The organism is Pedobacter kyungheensis (genome assembly GCF_000812965.1).
Taxonomy (GTDB): Bacteria; Bacteroidota; Bacteroidia; order Sphingobacteriales; family Sphingobacteriaceae; genus Pedobacter; species Pedobacter kyungheensis.
In genome coordinates this window covers 1-23,055 of sequence record NZ_JSYN01000001.1, presented here as the reverse complement: position 1 = coordinate 23,055, position 23,055 = coordinate 1, and the positions used below count along the sequence as shown (strand labels likewise).

The window sequence follows — 23,055 nt, the reverse complement described above, 5'->3', positions numbered from 1 at the left end:
TTTAAACCTAGCAAATTTGCTTCGCTAATCCTCTGCCTGAAATAATTATTTATAGGATGAAAAACCGAGAAATTAGCGTTTGAATGATAAAAGCTTAGCGCTGTAAACGTGGTCTTTTGGCTTTGAAAGGCTGGTTGGCTTTTGGTTTAAAGGCCTGGGTTTTGTTTTCTTCCTCCGAAATTTTTACCGTAATAATATTGCCTTTAAAAGATTCCCCGTTTAGCGTAGAAACAATGTTTTTAGCATCAGGAAGGCTAAAGATTTCTAAAAAAGCATAGCCTTTGCATTTTCCGGTAGCTCTGTCGCGAACAACTTTAATTGTTTCTACTCTGCCATGAAGGCTAACAAAAATTGCCAGATCCATCTCTTGGATGTTATCTGGGAGGCCGCCTATAAAAATCTTAACCATTTGTATTGTCATTTTTAGAACACAAACCAAAACGATTTCCGGTTCTGAGCTGTTCTTTAGGTCTGCAAAATAAGTAAAATGATGCGTTTCCCCAAACTAATTGGCTAAAAACTGAATGGTTTTAACATTATTTTATAAATGATACTGATAAATATTGATGTAAAGTATTAGAAAATGTACATTCGCTTTCTAATCATAAAAACCCATCCCGCTATATGAGCCTCAACAAGTTAAAATCTTTGCCTTTTATTGCTTTACTGCTGATTAGTTCGTCGTTATTGCAGGCGAAAATAATTTTGCCTTCGGTATTTAGCGATAATATGGTGTTGCAACAGAAAACCAATGCTGCGATCTGGGGTAAAACCGATGCCGGCAAAGCAGTGAAAATTACCGTATCCTGGAATAAAATCAATTATGGCGCCATTGCCGATGCCAATGGAAACTGGAAAATTAAGGTCGCTACACCTGGTTATGGTGGGCCTTATACCATTACCATTTCTGATGGCGAAGCAATTGTGCTTAACAATGTTTTAATTGGCGATGTTTGGATTTGCTCCGGACAATCCAATATGGAAATGCCTTTGGCTGGCTGGGGTAAAATTTTAAACTATGAAAAAGAAATTGCCGATGCCAAATTTCCCAATATCCGCTTGCTACAGGCCGACCATATTACCAGCAATATTCCGTTAAATGATGCGAAAGTGGCTAACGGCGGCTGGCAGGAATGCAATCCGAAATATGTTGCCGGTTTTTCATCTACCGCATATTTCTTTGCGCGTCAGGTTTACGAGAAAACCAAAATCCCGATAGGATTAATCCATACCTCATGGGGCGGTACCATTGCCGAGGCCTGGACCAGTGCCGAATCCCTAAAAAAGATGCCCGATTTTGCAGCTGCGGTTGATAAAATCCAAAAATCGGTTAAAAATCCTTCGCCACTTACTTACGAGGAAAAAGTAACAAACTGGGTTAAAACCATTAACGAAAAAGATTCTGGTTACCTGAACGGCCAGGTAAAATGGGCTGCTGCCGATGCCAATGGCTGGAAGAGTATGGCTATCCCAACCTTGTGGGAAGATGCTGCACTTAAAAATTTCGATGGCGTTGTATGGTTCACCAAAAAAATCAATATTCCCGAAAACTGGAAAAAAAATGGGATCAAACTTAGCTTAGGCACCATTGATGATAATGATATCACCTTTGTAAATGGCGTAAAAGTTGGTGAAACCGAAGGTTATAATGTGGCTCGAACTTATACTTTACCAGCTGATTTGTTGAAAACAGGCGAAAATACCATTACCGTACGCGTTTTTGATAGCGGTGGTGGCGGCGGTATTTATGGTGAGGCCAAAGAGTTAAATCTGAGCAATGCCAGTGGAGAGCAAATTGCTTTAACGGGCGACTGGAGTTATAAAATAGGTCTCGATTTAAAAAATGCAGGACCAAAACCTTTTGAAGAAAATGGTCCGAACCGCCCAACAGTGCTTTACAATGCCATGCTTCATCCTTATATCCAGTTTGCCATTAAAGGTGCCATCTGGTATCAGGGCGAAAGCAATGCCGACAGGGCTTATCAATACCGCGAACTTTTTCCAACCATGATTAAAGATTGGCGCCAGAAATGGGGGCAAGGCGATTTCCCTTTTTATTTTGTGCAACTGGCCAACTTCATGCAGGTAGACCAGGCACCTGCCGAATCGGCCTGGGCCGAACTACGCGAAGCTCAGCTAAAAACACTTGCACTGCCTAATACCGGCATGGCCACCATTATCGATATTGGCGAGGCCAAAGATATTCATCCCAAAAATAAGCAGGAAGTAGGAAGACGATTGGGATTAATCGCTTTAGCTAAAACCTATGGCCAGAAAATAAACTATTCAGGGCCGGTTTACCAATCGCAAAAAGTAGATGGAAAGCAGATTATCCTAACTTTTGGCAATACCGAAAATGGCCTTAAGGCGCGTGATGGGGCCGAACTTAAAGGCTTTGCTATTGCCGGTGCAGACAAGAAGTTTTACTGGGCAAATGCTACAGTAAAGGGAAACCAGGTAGTGCTAAGCAGCAACGAAGTTGCCAACCCGGTAGCGGTTCGTTATGCCTGGGGAAATAATCCTGTTTGTAACCTGGTTAGTAACGATGGTTTGCCGGCATCACCATTCAGAACCGATACCTGGCAGGGCGTTACCTTTGGTAAGAAGTAAGTTTCTGGTTTGCAGTAAATTTGTGCAATTTGTGTGTTTAAAAGCGTGCAATTGCGGCAATATTTAAAGAGCCACATTTTTTTGTGGCTTACTTTATATTTTTACAGCATAACCGGAAATTATGGCTAACACTTTGTCCGATCAGGAAACCATTCTCCTCATTGCCGATCTTGAAGAAAAATTATTGGATGGCTTTAAAACAACAGATCTTGGAACACTGGATCTTTTGTTTGCCGATGGCATGATTTTTCACGATCAGTATGGTAATGTCCTGGATAAGGAAATGGATATGGATGCCTACCGCAACGGCCTGGTTTCAATCAACAAAATCAACGTCTCCAAGCGCGAAATACGTGTTTTCGATTCTATTGTGGTGGTTTCGGCAAGTCTTTTTATTAAAGGTAAGTATGCCGATATACTGCTTAACGGCAAATACCAATGGCTAAGGGTATGGGCAAAGGTGCAGGAAGACTGGAAAGTTATTTCGGCCAGCTGTACCAGCATTTCTATTTAATTAATGAGCTTAAAAAAAGAACGGGGAATAACCATTAAGGCTATCCCCCGATTCTAAATTAACGCTCTCTGATACTAATATAGAACTAATCTCAACTTTCTCCAAAAAACGAACATGCCCCGGGCACGAGTGTGTAACCACATACACCGCAATGTGGTTAAGATCCATGTTTAACTGTAAACTTTACACCTTCAGGTTGTGAAGTGTTTTTTCTATATAAATTCTGCTTAACTACGCAGTGTATCGGTAACCTGAAAAGTATTAGCATGAGATTATTTTTAAAACAGCTTACTAAATCGTTTTAATATTGCCTTGAATTTGTTAGTTTTATAAAAAAATAGCTAACCAATTAACCCTTTATGAAAAGAATAGCCAAACCACTTTTTTTCCTAGTTTCCTGTCTGTCAATCCATACTTTGTACGCACAAAATTTAAACGAGTTTAATAAAGCACCGCTTAAGCAAGATGTTTATGTACAATTGCCACTAGGCAGCATTAAGGCCAAAGGTTGGTTATTAAAACAGTTAGAACAGCAGCGCGATGGAGCTACGGGGATGGCCGAGGAGCTATACGCTGCAAAAGACGATTTAGGTAAAAATACCGATTGGCTGGGTGGAGAGGGGAATAGCTGGGAACGCGTGCCGTACTATGTTAAAGGTTTGGTAGCACTGGCTTATACGCTTGATGATGCTAAATTAAAAGCCAAAGCACAGAAATATATCGAATGGACCTTAAACAGCCAGCAACCGAATGGTTTGTTTGGCCCAGTTAAAATGAAAGACTGGTGGCCGCGCATGCCAATGATGTATGCTTTGCAAAGTTATTACGAGGCTACAAACGATAAGCGGGTAATTCCTTTTTTAAGTAAATATTTCAAATATCAGCTGGCTAATCTCGATGCCGAGCCCTTAAAAGAATGGGCAAAATCAAGAGCAGGCGATAATATGGAAATCGCCATTTGGGTTTATAATAAAACCGGCGATCAGGATTTGTTAAAACTGGTAGAAAAACTGAAACAACAGGCTTATCCATGGATTGATATCTATACCAACAACGAATTTTACTTTTATGGCGATGATTTTCAGCCGAAACACATGGTAAATGTAGCTCAGGCATTAAAATTTCCGGTGGTTTATGCACAACTTCACGATAGCCCGGCTAATACCGATGCCTTCGTTAAAGGCATTGCACATATTATGCATGATCATGGTCAACCCGAAGGGCTTGGTTCTGGTACAGAATTTCTGGCTGGCACCAGCAGTATTGAAGGGGTAGAAACCTGTACCGTGGTAGAATGGATGCAAAGTTTAGAAACGGCTGCTAAAATCATCCATGAGGCTAACATTGGCGATAAGCTTGAAAAAGTAGCTTTTAATGCTTTACCTGCGCAATTTAGCCGCGATTTCAAAAATCATTCTTACTACACCTTACCCAATCAGGTGCAAAGCGTACACGGAGAGCATGGTTTTAATCAGGATTACGGCTCTGGGATTATCTCGAGCCCATACTCTGGTTATGGTTGTTGCCGCTACAATATGCACATGGGCTGGCCTTACTATGTGAAAAACAGCGTGGTAGCTACTCCCGATAAAGGCCTGGCAGTTGTAACTTACGGACCAATGGAGGTAGAGACTTTCGTTAATGGTAACCAGAAGATAAAAATTACCGAAAGCACCAATTATCCTTTTGAAGAACAGATTAATTTAAAAGTTAACCTTGCATCACCAGCTACTTTCCCTCTGGTATTGCGCATACCTACCTGGGCTTTAAAACCTGCTGTTAAGTTAAACGGAAAGGCTTTAACCGGTGTAAAAGCTGGTGAAATGTTAAAAATACAGCGCCAATGGCAGAATAACGATCAGTTGGAACTCAATTTTCCGATGGAAATTGGTAGCGAGCAACAGGTAAACAATGCACTAAGCATTACCCGCGGACCAATTGTTTACGCCCTAGAAATTAAAGCAGCCAATAAAATAACTAAAACGCATCCTGTTGCCGGCTTTACCGATTACGAAATCCGCCCTGAATCGCCATGGAATTATGGATTATCGCTAAAAAAAGGAAATCTTAACAGCAATTTCAAGGTTGTTAAATCGGATATGACCGATAATCCGTTTATTGCGGCTACTTCGCCGGTTAAATTAAAAGTACAGGCAAAAAAGATTCCTTCATGGGGCTTATCTTACTATAAAATGGCTGCTTTCGATGTGCCTTTTAGTCCGGTATTGTCAACCGAAGCCGATGAAGAAGTGACTTTGGTTCCTTATGGATCAGAAAATATTCGCTTAAGCTGTTTCCCTGTAATCGGAACCCCAAAAAAAACAACTAAGAGTCTGACCGAAAATTTTGATCAGGGTATGCCGGGTAACTGGGTTTTTTATGGAGGTGGCTGGTTTTGGAGAGATGGACAGATTAATGCAGCTTCAAACGCAGGTTCTGGTGGTTTCGGTATCAATGGTTCTAAATATGTAGCTAACGGTACCGATTTTAAAGATTTTACCTATCAGGCCGACGTTAAAATCAATACTGTTGGCGATGCAGGTTTAATGTTCAGGGTTTCTAATCCCGCAATTGGGCCCGATGCTTACCAGGGCTATTATGTAGGTTTAGATCAGCCTAATGGTAATGTGATTTTCGGTAAAGCCAATGGACAAAAATGGGAATTACTAAAAGCCGAAAAATATCCGGTAGAAATGAACAAAATGTACAACCTGAAAGTGGTTGCCAAAGCCGATAAATTTGATATTTTTGTTAATGGTGCTGCCAGGCCGGTTCTTTCTGTAACCGATAGCGAGTACCAGTCGGGGAGTATTGGGTTAAGGACTTATAAAGCATTGGCCAGTTTCGATTCGGTAAAGATTAACGCTTTTTAACATCATTTAAACCCCATGTAAAACTTTGCGGCAAGGAATTTGTTAACGTAATTGCTAAAAAACAATATCAATATGAAATTATACAAATCAATCCCAATAATGCTCTTTACTGTGGCAATTGCCGCTGGTTGTGTAAGTAATAAGAAATATGCCGAACTTCAGGATACTTATGCCAAGTTAAGAGAAAGGAATCAGGAGCTTAGTAATAAATACCAGGATAGCCAGCGCGAGTTAAGCGGAAGCACCAGCAGGGTAAAAAGTTTAGAAGAACAAATTGCTTCAGAAAGAGCAAATGTTAAGGCTTTACAAGATGCCTTAAACAAATGTTTAAATTCGAGTAACCAGGGCAATGTAAACATTTCCAAACTGGTTGATGAGATTAACAGCTCGAATAAATACATTAAACAACTGGTAAATGCCAAAAACAAAAGTGATTCGCTTAATATGGTGTTAACCAATAATTTAACCCGTTCATTAAGTCGCGAAGAATTAGGCGATGTAGATGTTCAGGTACTTAAAGGTGTGGTATATATTTCGCTGGCCGATAATATGCTGTACAAATCAGGTAGTTACGAGATTTCTGATAAAGCAGGCGAAACTTTAAGTAAAATCGCTAAAATTATTAAAGATTACGATACCTACGATGTACTGATTGAAGGTAATACCGATAATGTGCCGATTACGCAACCCAATATCCGCAACAACTGGGATTTAAGTGCCCTGCGTGCTTCGTCTGTTGTTCAGGTGCTGCAAACCAAATACGCGGTCGATCCGAAAAGATTAACTGCGGGTGGACGTGGAGAATTTAACCCCATTGCCGATAATACTACGGCAGGTGGTAAGGCAAAAAACCGTCGTACACAAATTATCATTACGCCAAAACTTGATCAGTTTATGGATTTAATTGGCAAAGCGCCGGAACAATCACAGAAGTAAAAAACAGTTCAATAAATTTAGGTAAAAAGGCAGCTCATTTTTGAGCTGCCTTTTTGCATTTAACGGCTTTAAAACATTTCGTTTCATGTAACCAAATTACTATCTTGGCGCATATTTTTAACCGCTCCATCCTTTATGAAGTTTTCTTTTTACTTTGAGCTTCGCTCAAAGATTTTATCCTTAACACTGGTTCTGTTTTTTATTGGTTTCAAAGGTTTTTCGCAAGAAAAGAAATCAAATTACAACCTGCTCTGGCAAATTAGCGGAAAAGGCTTGTCCAAACCATCTTATCTTTTTGGTTCCATGCATGTCAAAGATAAACGTGCCTTTAATTTCAGCGATTCGCTGATAAAAGCTATGGAATCTACATCAGCATTTGTAATGGAGGTACACCCTGATTCTTTAATGAAATCGTTTTTTGAAGCTAAAAAAGAAAGAGCCGGCAAAAAGAGAATAACCGAATTAATTACAGCCGAACAAATTGCCGAACTGGTTAAACGTTTCGAAGCAAAAAATGGCTTCGTACCCGATTCTTCCATGCTCGATAATCCGGTTTTGGTAGCCGCTCTGATGAATGATCAGGTAAACCGGAAAGACGATATGCAAACTTTTGTCGATGCCTATCTCTACGGCATTGCGCGTACCATGAAGAAAAAGATTTACGGATTGGAGAAACCCGAAGATCAGGTAAAGTTGTTATATGGCAGCGACGCTAAAATTGCCAGTTTGTTTGATGTTGATGAGGAAGCAACAGCCGAAAGCATGGAGAAAATGGTTAATGTTTATGCAAAAGGTAATTTAGATGATATTACTGCGCTCCTGAGCGAAGAAAGTGAAGATCAGCTCGATCTTGTTGGTAGAAATGAAGTAATGGCCAATGGTATAATAAAGTTAATACAAGCCGATAACCTTTTCGTTGCAGTAGGTGCAGCGCATTTAAATGGCGAAAAAGGCATTATCAGTTTGCTTACCAGGGCAGGCTATACCTTACGTCCGGTTACCGCTACCTTTACAGGGCTGGCCAAAAACTTTAAAATCGACTATGCTAAAATAGATTGGGTAAAACATAATGACGCTGCGGAGAATTTTGAAGCAGAATTTCCTGTAGAACCCATTATTACCAAAGAGATTATAGGTAAATCTTATGTTGCTGCAGATTTGATTACCAATATGCGCTACGCTGTTCGTTCAACTTATACGGGCCCACTCGAAAAAATGACTTCAAAAGCGTATTTAGATACGGTGTTTACCAAGTATCTGGACAAAGGAGGGAAATTAATCAGCAAAAAAAGCGAAAACAGGTATGGTGGGGTAGGTTTGGCAGTTGAGTTTGAAAAAGACGGTAAATTTTCGCGTAATGTGTTGGTGCATAAGAACTATACCTTATATATGATCAGTGTCGATGCTGAAAGCAATAATCTTCATGCAGCATACGCAGATAAGTTCTTTTCAGTTGTTAAAATTTCTGATGTCGTTGTGGCTAAAAAGGACAATTGGCTCGATTATAAACATGACCTGGCTGCTTTTAGTTTAAAAATACCCATGCAGCCTGAAGAAAGTACTAAGCAGATACCAAATCCAACTTTACCGGCATCGCCTTATATAATTAACATGTACACCATGTTGGATAAGGTAAATTTTGTGAGTTATATATTTCGGTATAACGATTTTCCGGAAGGAATGTACCTTTCTGATAAAAATACCTTTTTTAACGGCATCAAAAGTCAGCTCGAAAAAAACGGTAAAATTGTAGATGGTCCGGTAACTATTTATAAAGAAGGGCTTGAAGGCCGAGAAATTGGTCTTGTTTTGCAAGGTACCTACATGAAAGTACAAATGTTTTTAAGGGGTAACCGTTCGTATCTGTTAATGAAACAAAACCAGATGGGAGAGGATAAGGTGAAAGATGATGAATATTTTAATTCGTTTAAATTAGAGAAATACCTCGAGGGGAAAAGTGCTTTCTACCAGGTGGATGATTTAAAAGTTTTTACGCCTGCACAACCCTCCACCGCTCCTGAAAAAGAGGAAATGGACCACACTTCATTCTTGAATAATAACAAACTTTTTTATTCCCTCAATAAAAATACCGGCGGTGCTTACCTCATCGGAACCAGTAAAATAAAGAAATACTTTAAATCGGCCAATCTCGATTCGCTATATATCCAAACCTTCAACAGGATGAAGAAAGAAACAGATAGCATCATCAAAACAGAAGACGCGCTGGTGGGAACTTCGAAAGGCAAGGTATTTACCTATATAGACAGTGCCTCGGGATTACAGAAAAAGGCTAAATTTTGGATAAATGGCGAACGCTTTTATTACCTGAGCTTAATGAGTACCAAAGAAGACCTGGAAAGTAAGCACGCTATCGATTTCTTTAATACCGTAACAGTAACTACGGCACCAAAACCTTTCGACATTAAAGCCTCTAAAGCTAAACTGATTTTTGACGATTTGAAAAGCCAGGATACATTGGTTCATAATCCGGCATTTGGCGCACTAAGCTATTACGAATTTGATAAGACCGAAATCCCGCTTATTAATGCTGCATTAAAGCTTAAATATACCGACGACACCATCAACAACGGTGTAAGGGTAAAATTGATTAAAGCGTTAAGCGTTTTACAGAAAGAAAAAAGTATCCCGTTATTAAAGGAGCTGTTTGCCGATGCTAAAAATACCGATATCATCAGAAACAAGGCGCTGACTGAAATTGTGAGTTTAGATTCGAACCAATACGATTGGTATTTGAAAAGCCTCAACGACAATAAAGCACTGGATCTGGTGAACTACTGGTCAACCTTTAATCCGCTTTACGACTCGTTAGCTTATGTTTCAAAGCATTTTGATCAGGTACTGGCCTTAAAAAATAAGGAGCCCTACCGTTCAAGCGTACTTGGCCTGGTTTCAGAAATGATAAGTAGTGAAAAGCCTGAATATCTGGCGCAACTGAAACAAAATAAAGATAAAATAACTGCACAAGCCATTACCGATTTGAATGGCTATTTAAAGGATAACGATAATTATCCGGGCGGTTCTGTTTATCATTACCTCGATATTTTACCGGCACTCGAAATGCCTGAACTTACCGATGCCTTTACAAGTAAGTTGATTACCGATTCAAATACCTATGTGGCAACCAGCGCAACCGTGGCGCGAATTAAAGCCGGCTTACCGGTTGATCAGAAACTGCTTGATGCAAAGCTAGATAGCATATCCAGTCGCTACGATATTTTAAAGGCTTTTGATGCGGTTAAAAAATTAGATCAGGTGCCGGCTAAATACCTCAAACACGAAGAAATTGCCAAACTTTTGCTGTCTAATTACATGAGCGAGGAACTTGATTATTCAGAAAATGTGAAATTATTGGATAAAATTGAAGAAAACGGAAAAATATACTTTGCTTTCGAATTTATCTACCCTGCAACGGAGGAAGGAGAGAGCATTACCTATGTGGGTGTTTGCGGCCCTTTTGATACTGATGAGAAGAAGATTGACTTTAAGCAGTACCAGTGTTACAGCGATTTCGAATTTAAAAGCGACGATTGGTTAAAACAGGTAAAAACTTTAATAAGCACCCTAACCGAAGAGTAGTTAAAAAATAAGCGAAAGAGGCAGTTCATGATTGGGCTGCCTCTTTTGTGTTACAATTTTCAGTAAACCTGATAATTTGCTAATTTTGCGGCTCCTTATCAAAAGATCATGAGAAAACGAATCAGGAGGCATTTTCGTACTGCAAAATATATTGTTTATAAAGAAACCTTAATCGATTTTAAAGAGCACTTCTGGACATTTATTGGTGCTTTTCTGGGGATCGCCATCATGGGGCTGATCAACTCCAAATACTTTACTGCCTACGATAATTTGTTTATAATTGGTTCTTTCGGTGCATCTTCAGTACTTATTTATGGTATAATCAACAGCCCGCTGGCGCAACCACGCAATTTAATTGGCGGCCATGTGGTTTGCGCATTGGTGGGCGTAACTATGCACAAATTAATCCCGGGCGAGTTATGGCTATCTTCAGCACTCTCTGTAGCACTATCAATTGTTTTAATGCAGGTTACCAAAACCCTGCATCCTCCGGGCGGAGCAACAGCACTTATCGCCAACATTGGCTCACCCAAAATACAGTCGCTGGGCTATCTGTATGTACTTAGTCCGGTATTAACAGGAGCTACCATTTTATTGCTGGTAGCTATTTTTGTGAACAACAGAACCCCGCACAGAAGCTATCCCAATAATAAAAAATGGTATAGAGTATGGCATAGGTATCGCCGTTAGACTGATCCTTTTTCGTATATAACGAGACCTGCGGAGTAACTAAGAATTCGGTACAGAAAGCTTTTTCTTTTGCTGGCTTAAATAGGTCGTTATTTGCTGTAAAGTGATGCATCTGGTTGCTCTTACAGCCGATTTAAGTACTTCCGATGAAACACCAAGGCGGTTGGCCCAGTAATTTCGATCTGTTTCTTCAGACAATAAAATAATTTCGTCTTGAATAGCGGTGGTTGGATTCAGATTTTCCATGTTTCGGGATAATTAATTTATAAAAAAAAGTCATAATCAAATTTTGATTTGTACTCGCCTGGTGCCTAATGCCTTAACACGCCGTTGCTTACAGTATAGCCCTGGCCTTTTAATTTCGCAATAAACACGGCAATAAATATAATTGAATACCTAAGTGAACATAAATAGTGTTCAGCTTATCAAACCATTTTAATGCGATAAAATTAATTTTTTTTATTGACAATAACAAGCTGTAAAGCAGTTAGTTAAAATATTTTTGGTAAAACGTTTTTCTAAGCGATTGAAAATAAACAGCTGATATTCAGTCAGTAATTTTATTTGTCAGCAATCATTTCCAGGTAAGCTTGTATTTTGCTATTATTATTGATTATAGTTAAAAAACGGATCATCAGTACAACTTAAAGTTGTGCAAAAATTATTATTTATGTATTTTTAATTATACGTAAATTAACTATAATTGTTAATTATTTATAAAATTATCTTTTTTCTAATGGGCGATAAGAGAAGGGGAGAGATTGTAGAAATTGATTTTGAAAACGGGCTGGGCACCATCATTGATGAAAACGGTCAGGATATTCAGTTTCAGTTAGATGAAATCTCCGGGCAGGTTAATCTGAACGCAAAAGTATTTTTTGATATTGATTTAGGCCTAAGTGGCCTGGTAGCGGTTAAAGTTGAGTATGAAAATATAAAAGTGCCTGGCTAATAATTAGTCTTTTAAGGTATGGTAGTCTGTTCCGCTGGCAGGCTAAAATAAAAGGTAGAGCCTTTGCCAAATTTACTTTCTACCCATATTTTTCCTTCATGCCTTTTAATAATTTCGGCGCAAATATATAAGCCTACGCCAAAGCCAGCAATGGTTTTGGTTATCGCACTGTCTACCCGGAAAAAACGGTCGAATAACCTGAGTATATTGTTTTCTTTAATACCAATACCCTCATCTTCCACGCTGATAATTACCTCTCCATCTATTTTTTCACATTTGATAGCAATAAACGAATCTTTTTTAGAGTATTTGGCTGCATTGCCTATCAGGTTACTAATCACATTGCCGATTTTTTCCATGTCGGCATTTACGATCGTTTGCTCTGTACCGATAACCTGTATAAAATGACTTGGTAACACAATCCTGTTCTCTTCGGCAATACTTTTGATTAAAGCGATCACATCAAAATCGGTTTTGTTCAATAAAATCTTGCCCGACTCCAGCAGTGAAACATTCAAAAAACCATCAATCATTAACGACATTCTTTTCAATTGAAGATTTACCTTGTCGAGTGTGTCAATAGCGAAACTGTTTTCGGTTTCCTTTAACTTAAATTGCAAAAGTTGTACATATGCGCTTAACGAGGTTAGTGGTGTTTTAAGTTCGTGACTAACCATCCCGATGAAATCATTTTTACGGAGCTCATCTTGTTTATGTTCGGTAATATCTAAGACCGCTCCTGCAATGTACACAGGCTTACCATCAGCATTATAATATGCTTTGCCTGCCGTTCTAAGCCATTTGGTTTTGTTTGCCGGGCTTTTTAGGTTTATCTGATATTCGACGTTAAAGCCCGACCGGTTATGCAGCGCTTTGCGGATGCTGGCCGAGAGAACTTCGAAATCTGCTTTGGCAATCATAGCCTTGGCTTCCTCAAGCCCCATGCGGTTATTTTCCAGTTCGTAAATCTGCTGTGCACGTTCTGATAAAAGCACCTTTTTGCTTTCCAGATCTACATTCCATGAACCCATTTCCGAAGCATCCATAGCCAGTTTAAGTATGTCTTTGGCCTTTAAAAGCTCCTTTTTGAAGTTTACTTCTTCCGTAATATCTTTAATAATAGCCAGGATACGGGTAACCTCATTCTTGTCGTTTTTAAGCGGCTGGTATAAGGCTACAAAATATCCATCAAATGCTGCTGTAGAAATTTTTAATTCGTTGAGGGTTAATGGCGCACCGGTTTTAAAAATTTCTTTCACCCGGTTTAATATGTGCCGCTGTTTTGCCAGTTCAGGTCGGGCTTGTTCCTGAGGGATTCCGATTACCTCTTTCCTCGTTTTACCCCAAAGCTTTAATATATTATCGTTGGCATATTCTGTAATCAGGTCAGGTCCTCTTAAAACACACATGCCCAGGGGCGCCTGCTCAAAAAAGCCTCTAAACCTGGCTTCACTTTCCGATAGTTCAAACAGGATGCGCTCCAGGTCATTTTCATTAACCGGTACTTCCTTTAACGAGCAGATAATATATTCAACAGGATGCTCGTTTTGCAGTACCGGAGAAAACTCCAGCTCCCATTTTACATTTGGCGAATTGGAATAAATAGGATGGATAACCAGGCTAACCGGCTTTTTAAATTCACTTACCTGTTGTACCGCATTAATTAATAAATCTCTCTCCTCATCCGATAGCAGCGTGGGAATAATATCTACATCGTAAAACTTTAAATTTCCTCCAATACGTGCAATTAAAGCCTGGTAAGCGTCGTTATGCTCTACAACCACCAATACCGGCTTAATTTTAAAGATAATTATTGGGTTATGAGCATGTTTTAATAAGGCTTTAAGCAAAGAAGAGGTTAAGTCTATCATAATTTGGTTCACGCTTATCCAAATATAATCCTTAGCAGGCTAATCACCAACCAATTTATGTCAATAGCTTAAAATTATCGGGTAATGTACTTCTTGTATTAATAAAAAGCTGTTTTCTTATGGTTTAAAACCTTTTTATACTACTTTTTATAAATAATATTTTTTTAAAACATTATTCGTAGTTATACGTTTGTTCAGCGGATATCTGGTGCCTGGATATCCGCTACCGATTACCAGTAACACTTAATTGAGCTCCATGAATCCCGAAAAAAAACATGCTTTAAATAAGTGGACCCATTTTAATGAGGTTTCGCCTTTGATTTCGCTCTTTAAAACCTACCACGATTTAACTTCAGAAATCGAATATTTTATCAACCAGCATACCTTTCCTGTAGTTTTTAAAAAGAACAAATTTATATCCTCTCCTTTAGATCATCATGATTATGCTTACCTTATTGTAAAAGGGGTAGCCCGTGGTTATCTGAAAGAAGGGAAAAAGGAGATGACCATCTGGATAGCTAAAGAAAATGAACTGATTGGAAATAGTTACAGTGTTAGCAGAGATAATAAACCGGCAGAGGCCTATATTCAGGCGCTGGAGAATATCGAAGCTGTAGCAATTCCGCACGAAATGTATGCGCGACTTTATGATATGGATCACATTGCCAATTATATCGGGCGTAAAATTACCCAGTTTCATTACTTTCAATCGTGCGAACGGTCGTTGATTGCACGATTGCAGACTGCCGAAAAAAAATACATCCGTTTTATGCAATCCTATCCGGACCTGGTAAGCAGGATAGGTTTAAAATATATTGCCTGTTTTCTGGGGATGCGAATGGAAACGCTAAGTCGCATCAGATCCAGATTGCTAGTTGGTGTCTGATAGCATTGAAGTGTCAGCACAGAGACAGAAAAACTTGATGATTAATTCTACCTTGTTTTGCTGTTATTTTAAAGTAAAAAAAATGTAAATAAAATGAGGTGGCTCAGTACCTTATTTTTTAGTTGTAATGTTATATTTGCTAAATCCGACTGATTTCTAATACACATTTTTTGAATATGACTGCTGTATAAGGTGTTTTTTGACCTTTAAAATGATTTTTGTGTATTTTTATTGAAAATTATTGTATTAATAATCAGTGTGTTATGTTTTATTTTTAACTAAAAAACGTCATTTACACGATTTAACATTTCTTACTTACATTTTTTTAAAAATTTATATATATTTGTTCTTACCCTTTCGAGGGTATGTTTTTCATAGGTAGATGTAGGGTCAGAACATTGTTCTGGCCCTTTTTTATTTTTATCAATCCAGAAAGCCTACTTTTGTTTTATGGTTAAAAAGAAAGTGATTGTGGCGGTTACAGGCGCCAGTGGTTCGGTTTATGCAAAAGTGCTGTTTGATGCGTTGTTAAAACTAAAAGATCAGATCGAAGCAGTGGGGGTGGTGATGAGCGATAACGCCAAAGAAGTGTGGCAGTTTGAACTGGGTAATCAGGATTATAACCAATTTCCGGATTTTAAATTCTACAGTAAAAACGATTTTAATGCACCTTTTGCTTCAGGTTCGGCCAAATATGATACGATGATTATCGTGCCTTGCTCAATGGGTACTTTAGGGCGTATTGCACATGGAATTTCAAATGATTTAATCACCAGGGCTGCTGATGTAATCCTGAAAGAGCGCCGGAAACTGATTGCCGTAGTACGCGATACACCTTTCAGCTTAATCCACATCAACAACATGAAGACCGTAACCGAAGCCGGCGGGATTATTTGCCCGGCCAATCCATCATTTTACAGTCTGCCCAAAAGCATCGAAGAAGTAGCCGGAACGGTAATTAGCCGGGTTTTGGATCTTGCAGGCTTCGAGCAGGAAAGCTACCGCTGGCAGGAAAAGTAATTGCTGTCCGGTAATTCAGGGCTTCCAATTTATCGCTAATTGAATGATTCATAACGCAGCTTACATTGTTATCTCACTGTAATTTGTACGCCAAGACTATTCTAAACGCCTAATTCCGAACAAATTTCTTATCTTTGCAGCCTCAATGAAAAAGGTCGCATTTTATACATTAGGTTGTAAACTCAATTTCTCTGAAACCTCTACTATCGGTCGTTTATTTACCGATGCAGGTTATGCTGTGGTAGAATTTCAGGATCAGGCCGATGTTTATGTGATCAATACCTGTTCTGTTACCGACCATGCGGATAAAAAATGTCGTAAGGTGGTTAAAGAAGCTTTAAAATATTCGCCAAATGCTTTTGTAACCATTGTAGGTTGCTATGCGCAGTTAAAACCACAGGAAATTGCAGAGATAGAAGGCGTTGATATGGTTTTAGGTGCTGCTGAAAAGTTCAGAATTGTAGAATATATTACCGATTTAACCAAACAGCCTAAAGCGGTGGTGCATCAGCAGAATATCGAAAAGGTAAACCACAATTTTATTGCTTCTTATTCTATTGGTGATAGAACGCGTACTTTCTTAAAAGTGCAGGATGGCTGCGATTATCCATGCACCTATTGCACCATTCCGCTCGCACGTGGTGCCAGCCGTAGCGATACCATCGAAAATGTGGTTAACCGGGCTAAAATGATCGCCGAAAGTGGTGTGAAAGAAATCGTGTTAACGGGGGTAAACCTGGGCGATTTTGGTATCCGCAATGGTGAACGTGAAGATAAATTTTTTGATCTGGTTAAGGCCCTTGATGAAGTAGAAGGCATTGAAAGAATCCGGATATCATCGATTGAACCCAATTTGTTAAGCAACGAAATTATTGAGTTTGTGGCCACCTCAAAAAGGTTTGTGCCGCATTTCCATATTCCTTTACAATCAGGCTCTGATAAAATACTGGGTTTAATGCGCCGCCGTTACCGCAGGGATTTATATGTAGAGCGTGTAGCCAAAATTAAAGCCGTAATGCCTCATTGCTGTATCGGCGTTGATGTGATTGTGGGTTTCCCTGGCGAAACTAAAGAAGATTTCTTAGATACTTACCAGTTTTTAAACGGACTGGATATTTCTTACTTGCACGTATTTACCTATTCGGAGCGCGAACTAACCGTAGCTGCAGAAATGAAAGGTGTGGTTGCAGGTAGCGAACGGAACGAACGCAGTAAAATGCTTCATATCCTGTCGGATAAAAAACGCAGGGCTTTTTACGAATCGCAAATTGGCAGCGATGCCGAAGTGCTTTTTGAAGCCGATCAAAAATCAGGCTATATGCATGGTTTTACCAAAAACTATTTAAAAGTACGGGCCAAATACGATCCTGTGATGGTTAATGAGCTAAAAGCTGTTAAACTGGTAGCCATTACCGCTGATGGAGAAGTTGAAGTAGCCGAACTGGAAACAGCCTACGCACATCATTAAGAAAGTCAGAAGTCAGGTGTCCGATGTCGGAAGTCTCGGTCTTTTTTTACCACCTCAGACACCTAAGCACATCTAAGCTTTCCGCTTTGGTCTTTTGGCTTTAAGCTTTCCGCTTTTAGCTTTAGTCTTTAAGCTTCGCTTTGGTCTTTACTCTTTCTTTCCTATCTTCGCAACAAATAATTTGTATGTTTCCTACCGTTTCACATTTCTTAGAGTACTTATTCGGAATTAATCTGCCGCTTCCTTTTAACACATTTGGTGTTTTTGTAGCACTTGCTTTTGTTGCTGGCTATTGGGCATTTACAAAAGAGCTTAAGCGCAAAGAAGCTTTGGGTATTTTACATCCCATCAAAAAAACGGTAGTAATTGGTAAACCTGCTACAACTTCAGAACTGATTATGAATGGCCTTTTTGGCTTTGTAATTGGCTATAAACTGGTTTACGCATTTTTAAACTATAAGCTTTTTGTAAACGATGCACAATCGGTCTTAATGTCGGCTAAGGGCAATATTCTGGGCGGTTTATTTTTTGCAGGCTTATTTGCTTATTGGGATTATACAGAGAAAAACAAGCATAAGTTAGATAAACCAAAGGAAACTCAGGTTACGGTTCATCCATATCAAACCATGAGCAATCTGATTGTTTGGGCGGCCATTTGGGGCTTTTTAGGTGCTAAATTCTTCGATAATTTAGAATATTGGGATGATTTTGTACAACATCCTATTGAAAGATTGTTGTCATTCAGTGGCTTAACTTTTTATGGTGGTTTAATTTGTGGAGGTGCTGCGGTATTAATCATTGCCAGAAGAAATGGCATCAAACCTTTGCACATGCTTGATGTAGGCGGTCCGGGAATGATGCTCGCTTATGCTGTTGGCCGTATTGGCTGTCATATGGCAGGTGATGGCGACTGGGGAATTGTTAACCCTAACCCGAAACCATTTTCGTGGCTACCAGACTGGTTATGGTCTTACAAGTACCCAAATAACGTAGTGGGTGAAGGGATTCCAATTCCGGGGTGCAGCGGTAAGTTTTGTAATGAGCTGGCACAAGGGGTATATCCAACACCCATTTACGAGGTAATTATCTGTTTAATCCTTTTTGCCTTCCTTTGGAGCATCAGAGATAAAATAAAGGCACCAGGTTTAATGTTCGGGATCTACATGATTTTAAACGGCCTTGAACGCTTCTGTGTCGAGTTAATCCGGGTGAACTCGAAATATCACGTAGGGAGCTTATCTTTTACGCAAGCCGAAATGATTTCTACTTTTCTGGTAGTAGGTGGTATTGCTTTAAGCGCCTATGCTTTAAGGAATAAGAATAAACTGGCTTAAACTAATCTTTTTAAATTCATTTTAAACTCAACAAGCATTTATGGTTTTTGTTAAACTGTTATGAATTACGAACTAATATGCAATAAAGTAATCGCTATTGTGAGGCTTACCGGAAACTTTATCCGTAAAGAAGCCATGCAGTTCGATGCACAGAAAATAGAATACAAAGGTTTAAACGATATGGTTTCTTATGTAGATAAAACTGCAGAACAGAAACTGGTTCAAAACTTCGAAAAGCTGATTCCTGATGCAGGTTTTATTACCGAAGAGAAAACCATCAGCAGGGTAGGGAAAACCTATACCTGGATTATAGATCCTTTAGATGGTACAACCAATTTTATTCACGGTATCCCGGCTTATGGCATTAGTGTGGCGCTTTACGAAGATGGCCAGCCTGTTGTAGGTGTGGTGTACGAATTAAACAGGGCTGAAATGTTTTACGCTTTTAAAGGTGGAAAGGCTTATTTAAACAAGAAAGAAATCAGCGTTTCGGTTAACCCCGATTTAAAATCGAGCTTGCTGGCTACAGGTTTTCCGTATTACCAGTTCGATAATCAGGATAAGTATTTAAAGTTATTGGCCGAAATGATGCAGAAAAGCCATGGTGTACGCCGCATTGGTGCAGCTGCAATAGATTTGGTTTACACGGCTTGCGGGCGCTTTGATGCTTTTTTTGAGTATAATTTACAACAATGGGATTTTGCAGCTGGTTGCTTTATTGTTCAGCAGGCCGGTGGCGAGGTTTTCGATTTCTCAGGTGGTAATAATTACTTCGATAAAAGAGAAATCCTGGCAACCAATGGCAGGTTAACTGCCGAAATGCTGGAGGCCATCAAGAGATATTTTTAATAGTTCAATCCATTGCCGTCACCCTGAATTTATTTCAGGGTCTCTAAGCTATAGTTTTATCTTTAATAAGAGTTGCTGACCACGAAGTAGCTATTAGGCCTATGAAAGCAATAAACGATACTAAAAAATAAATCCGATAGCTTTCGGGTGAGCATGATGTAGGGGACTTGTATCTGTTCCATCTGCGATTAAATCTGCACTATCTGCGGGAAAAGATGCATTAAACCTATAAAGCGCTTCGTATGGTGTTTATGCAGACCCTTCGACAGGCTCAGGATGACAATCTAATCTGCGCCATTTGCGAGAAAAGAATAAAGAGTTGCTGACCACGAAGTAGCTATTAGGCCTATGAAAGCAATAAACGATACTAATAAAATAAATCCGATAGCTATCGGCCCAGCATGACGGCAAGATGTTTTGTAGGAAAACGATAGGCAGCTTTAAAATAGCTTATAAACAAAAGAGGGTTCACTAATTAGCAAACCCTCTTTTTATGTATAGTGAAAAATGCACAATTTTATAGCGCTTCCGAAACCACTTCGGTAACCTCTGGTACCATGCGCTGTAACAGGTTCTGAATACCCGATTTAAGCGTAATGGTAGATGAAGGGCAGCCACTGCACGATCCGCGTAATTCTACAGTTACCACACCTTCGTCGAAAGACTTATAAGTAATGGCACCGCCATCCTGCTCAACTGCCGGACGTACGTAGTCGTGTAAAATCTGCTGGATTTTAATTTCAGTTTCTGTGCCTTCAAAAGTTGGCGCTTCATCAGCAGTTGCTTCTTTAATTTTTAATTCAGATTCAACAGCTCCTTTAACAAACTCTTTTAAAATGGCTTCAATATCGGCCCATTCAGCATCGTCTGTTTTAGTAATCGTAACAAAATTACTGGCGAAAAAAACACCGGCAACAAAGCTGAATTTAAATAACTCCTTAGCAAAAGGCGAGTGTTCTGCACTTTCTTTAGTGGCAAAATCTTCGCTACCGTTTATTAATAGCTTATTTACCATGAATTTCATGGTTGCCGGATTTGGAGTTTGTTCTGTATATACGTTAATCGTCATGTCCTAATCAATTTGAATAAACAAAATTAGCAATTCGTGTTTAATAAAGCGCGTTACAGCTGTCTGCTTAGCGTCAATTTAATTTGACTAGAAAATACCAGTGTAGTTAAATGGCGTAATGGTTCTCAGCTGTGCTTTTACTGCTTCTGTTACTGCTAAGCCCTCAATAAATCCGGCAATGCTTTCTGCATTAATTTTTGAATTGGTACGCGTTAATTCTTTTAAAGCCTCGTAAGGGTTCGGGAAATTCTCCCTACGCAATACCGTTTGGATAGCTTCTGCAACTACTGCCCAGTTTTCTTCCAAATCTGCTGCTAATGCAGCCTCGTTAAGTAAAATTTTATTTAAACCTCTTAATGTGGCATTAATCGCGATTAAAGTATGGCCAAATGGAACACCAACATTTCTTAAAACGGTTGAGTCAGTTAAATCTCTTTGTAAACGCGAGATAGGAAGTTTTGCCGCAAAAAACTCAAACAAAGCATTGGCAATACCGGCGTTACCTTCTGCATTTTCAAAATCGATTGGGTTAACTTTATGCGGCATAGCCGATGAACCGATTTCTCCTGCTTTAATTTTTTGTTTAAAGTAGTTTTTAGAGATGTAGGTCCAGATGTCGCGGTCTAAATCAATAATGATATTGTTAATGCGCTTTAAAGCATCGCATTGCGCGGCAAACTGATCATAGTGTTCAATTTGGGTAGTGTGTTGCGCACGGCTTAAGCCTAAAGTTTCGTTTACAAATTGGTTTGAAAAATCAACCCAGTTTACTTCAGGATACGCAATATGGTGTGCATTGAAGTTTCCGGTAGCACCACCAAATTTGGCGCTGTTCGGAATAGCTTTTAAATTTTCTAACTGAATACTCAGGCGTTCGGCAAAAACCAAAAACTCTTTACCCAGTTTGGTAGGAGAGGCTGGTTGACCATGCGTATGCGCCAGCATAGGTACTTCTTTCCATTCTGTAGCCAGTGCATTTATTTTAGTAATCAATTCGGCAATGGCCGGATAATAACTTTCGTTTAGCGCAAGTTTAATAGAATAAGGAATAGCAGTGTTGTTGATATCTTGTGAGGTTAAACCAAAATGGATAAACTCTTTATAATTTTGAAGTGATAAACCATCAAATTTATTTTTGATGAAATACTCAACAGCTTTAACGTCGTGATTGGTAACTTTTTCAGTTTCTTTAATTTCTAAAGCATCAGCTTCAGAGAAATTTTCGTGTATTTTACGCAGTTCGGCATAAAGATTTTTATCAAAATTCTGCAAGCCAGGCAGGTTGATTTCGCAAAGTGCGATAAAATATTCGATTTCTACAAAAACACGGTATTTAATCAGCGCTTCTTCTGAAAAGTAAGTAGCTAAATTTTCGGTAGTTTTTCTGTAACGACCATCAACAGGTGAAATAGCTTGTAGTGATGTTAAATTCATTATGCGGATTGTATTTTTGCCGCAAATTTACTACAATTGATGGATTTTAAGGGATTTAAAAGCTAAAGAATTCGGATTAAAAACAAAAAAGGCTTCAGTTTTAGCTGAAGCCTTTTTATTAGGTTAACTTAAGTTACTTTTTTTTGGTAGTATCTTTTGCTACAGTGTCTTTTGCTGCTGTATCTTTTACCGTAGTATCTTTTACAGTTGTATCAACTACCGAAGAATCTACTTTAGCAGAATCTGCTGCACCATCTTTCTTTTCTGATTTACAAGCAACAACTGATAGCGATAAAGCAAATGCTAGAAAGCCTAATTTGAATACATTTTTCATTTTTTTTTAATTTGTAGTGGTTTTTAAAATTAATTACTTACTAATTTATACAAAAAGTTCAAAAAAGTAACCCGTGTAAATGAAAAAAATGCTTTGATGTAAGTAGTCAAAGCATTTTTCTGTGTTATTTTTGAAATTTACTAGTGTTTTACCTCAGTTGTGGTGGTTTTGGTTTTAACAGAGGTGTCTTTAATTGTAGAATCCTTTACTGTAGTATCTTTTGCAGTAGTGTCGGTTACAATTGTTGAAGAATCTGTAACGGTGGTATCGCCGGTACCTTCAGCTTTTTTACCTGATTCGCCACAAGCAGCAACTGTTAAAGCTAAAGCAAGAGCTAAGAAGCCTAATTTGAATGCATTTTTCATTTTGATTTTGTTTTAGGGTTAATATATACTTTTAATGCGCTGAACTTTAAAAAGGTAACCCGTATTACATAAAAAAGCCCTTGTAGACTGACCCCAAAAAGTTGGACGAAGTTACGCAATGTTTTTAAAGTAATGAGTTCGGTATTCCACCGGACTCATTCCATTTAAATTAATCCTTATTCGGTCCCTATTATAATATTTAATATACTTTCTAATTTCAGAATGTAATTGTGATACCGATTTAAATTCATTT

General features: G+C 38.8%; 20 protein-coding genes. 12 read left to right on the top strand and 8 right to left on the bottom strand.

Annotation, left to right across the window (positions count from 1 at the left end; translation table 11 throughout):
• Positions 1-94: 94 nt before the first annotated feature.
• Entirely contained in the window at positions 95-409 is a 315-nt protein-coding gene (locus tag OC25_RS00095; RefSeq protein WP_039470459.1) for an RNA recognition motif domain-containing protein, read from the bottom strand.
• 215 nt (positions 410-624) lie between these two features.
• On the opposite strand from OC25_RS00095, the gene OC25_RS00090 reads away from it, so the two are divergent.
• The 6 genes from OC25_RS00090 to OC25_RS00065 all read left to right on the top strand — a co-directional run bounded on the left by OC25_RS00090 (position 625) and on the right by OC25_RS00065 (position 11,220).
• Positions 625-2,610, top strand: a complete 1,986-nt coding sequence (locus OC25_RS00090) for a sialate O-acetylesterase (RefSeq protein WP_039470456.1) — start codon at positions 625-627, stop codon at positions 2,608-2,610.
• Positions 2,611-2,731: 121 nt separating this feature from the next.
• Positions 2,732-3,124 carry a nuclear transport factor 2 family protein gene (locus OC25_RS00085; protein WP_039470453.1) on the top strand — a complete coding sequence of 131 codons (393 nt, stop codon included), beginning with the start codon at positions 2,732-2,734 and terminating at the stop codon, positions 3,122-3,124.
• Positions 3,125-3,483: 359 nt separating this feature from the next.
• The gene (locus tag OC25_RS00080; protein WP_039470450.1) at positions 3,484-5,997 is read left to right on the top strand and encodes a beta-L-arabinofuranosidase domain-containing protein; all 2,514 of its coding nucleotides are present in this window, start codon (positions 3,484-3,486) and stop codon (positions 5,995-5,997) included.
• Positions 5,998-6,069: 72 nt separating this feature from the next.
• Positions 6,070-6,933, top strand: coding sequence for an OmpA family protein (locus OC25_RS00075; RefSeq protein WP_039470448.1), 864 nt, complete (start codon positions 6,070-6,072; stop codon positions 6,931-6,933).
• Between the two features lie 135 nt (positions 6,934-7,068).
• A complete protein-coding gene (locus tag OC25_RS00070; protein ID WP_039470446.1) occupies positions 7,069-10,530 on the top strand; it encodes a TraB/GumN family protein in 3,462 nt (1,153 codons plus the stop codon).
• A 108-nt stretch (positions 10,531-10,638) separates the two neighbouring features.
• Positions 10,639-11,220 (top strand): HPP family protein, encoded by a 582-nt coding sequence (locus tag OC25_RS00065; RefSeq protein WP_039470443.1) that lies wholly within the window; start codon positions 10,639-10,641, stop codon positions 11,218-11,220.
• A gap of 39 nt (positions 11,221-11,259) precedes the next feature.
• On the opposite strand, the gene OC25_RS00060 is transcribed toward OC25_RS00065, so the two are convergent.
• Complete coding sequence (locus OC25_RS00060) at positions 11,260-11,466, bottom strand: DUF3606 domain-containing protein (protein WP_039470441.1); 207 nt, start codon at positions 11,464-11,466, stop codon at positions 11,260-11,262.
• A gap of 490 nt (positions 11,467-11,956) precedes the next feature.
• On the opposite strand from OC25_RS00060, the gene OC25_RS00055 reads away from it, so the two are divergent.
• Complete coding sequence (locus tag OC25_RS00055; RefSeq protein ID WP_039470438.1) at positions 11,957-12,172, top strand: hypothetical protein; 216 nt, start codon at positions 11,957-11,959, stop codon at positions 12,170-12,172.
• Between the two features lie 11 nt (positions 12,173-12,183).
• Here OC25_RS00055 and OC25_RS26610 read toward each other — a convergent pair whose 3' ends face one another.
• Positions 12,184-14,043 (bottom strand): PAS domain-containing sensor histidine kinase, encoded by a 1,860-nt coding sequence (locus OC25_RS26610; RefSeq protein ID WP_052265834.1) that lies wholly within the window; start codon positions 14,041-14,043, stop codon positions 12,184-12,186.
• 256 nt (positions 14,044-14,299) lie between these two features.
• Here OC25_RS26610 and OC25_RS00045 point away from each other — a divergent pair, with 256 nt between their 5' ends.
• The 5 genes from OC25_RS00045 (at position 14,300) to OC25_RS00025 (ending at position 19,600) form a co-directional block, all read left to right on the top strand.
• Positions 14,300-14,929: a Crp/Fnr family transcriptional regulator gene (locus OC25_RS00045; protein ID WP_039470435.1), complete on the top strand. Its 630-nt coding sequence runs from the start codon at positions 14,300-14,302 to the stop codon at positions 14,927-14,929.
• A gap of 450 nt (positions 14,930-15,379) precedes the next feature.
• Complete coding sequence (locus OC25_RS00040) at positions 15,380-15,949, top strand: UbiX family flavin prenyltransferase (protein ID WP_039470432.1); 570 nt, start codon at positions 15,380-15,382, stop codon at positions 15,947-15,949.
• A 145-nt stretch (positions 15,950-16,094) separates the two neighbouring features.
• Positions 16,095-17,417: a tRNA (N(6)-L-threonylcarbamoyladenosine(37)-C(2))-methylthiotransferase MtaB gene (mtaB, locus tag OC25_RS00035; protein ID WP_039470430.1), complete on the top strand. Its 1,323-nt coding sequence runs from the start codon at positions 16,095-16,097 to the stop codon at positions 17,415-17,417.
• A gap of 185 nt (positions 17,418-17,602) precedes the next feature.
• Positions 17,603-18,751, top strand: a complete 1,149-nt coding sequence (locus OC25_RS00030; protein ID WP_039470428.1) for a prolipoprotein diacylglyceryl transferase — start codon at positions 17,603-17,605, stop codon at positions 18,749-18,751.
• Between the two features lie 60 nt (positions 18,752-18,811).
• Positions 18,812-19,600, top strand: a complete 789-nt coding sequence (locus OC25_RS00025; protein ID WP_039470425.1) for an inositol monophosphatase family protein — start codon at positions 18,812-18,814, stop codon at positions 19,598-19,600.
• A gap of 517 nt (positions 19,601-20,117) precedes the next feature.
• Here OC25_RS00025 and OC25_RS00020 read toward each other — a convergent pair.
• The 5 genes from OC25_RS00020 to OC25_RS28495 all read right to left on the bottom strand — a co-directional run.
• A complete protein-coding gene (locus OC25_RS00020) occupies positions 20,118-20,669 on the bottom strand; it encodes a NifU family protein (RefSeq protein WP_039470422.1) in 552 nt (183 codons plus the stop codon).
• Positions 20,670-20,756: 87 nt separating this feature from the next.
• Positions 20,757-22,103 (bottom strand): adenylosuccinate lyase, encoded by a 1,347-nt coding sequence (gene purB, locus OC25_RS00015; protein ID WP_039470419.1) that lies wholly within the window; start codon positions 22,101-22,103, stop codon positions 20,757-20,759.
• A gap of 133 nt (positions 22,104-22,236) precedes the next feature.
• The gene (locus tag OC25_RS00010; RefSeq protein ID WP_039470417.1) at positions 22,237-22,437 is read right to left on the bottom strand and encodes a hypothetical protein; all 201 of its coding nucleotides are present in this window, start codon (positions 22,435-22,437) and stop codon (positions 22,237-22,239) included.
• 140 nt (positions 22,438-22,577) lie between these two features.
• The gene (locus OC25_RS00005) at positions 22,578-22,802 is read right to left on the bottom strand and encodes a hypothetical protein (RefSeq protein ID WP_039470415.1); all 225 of its coding nucleotides are present in this window, start codon (positions 22,800-22,802) and stop codon (positions 22,578-22,580) included.
• Between the two features lie 111 nt (positions 22,803-22,913).
• Positions 22,914-23,055, bottom strand: a 142-nt coding sequence (locus tag OC25_RS28495; protein ID WP_156131345.1) for an IS3 family transposase, incomplete at its 5' end; no start/stop codon positions are given.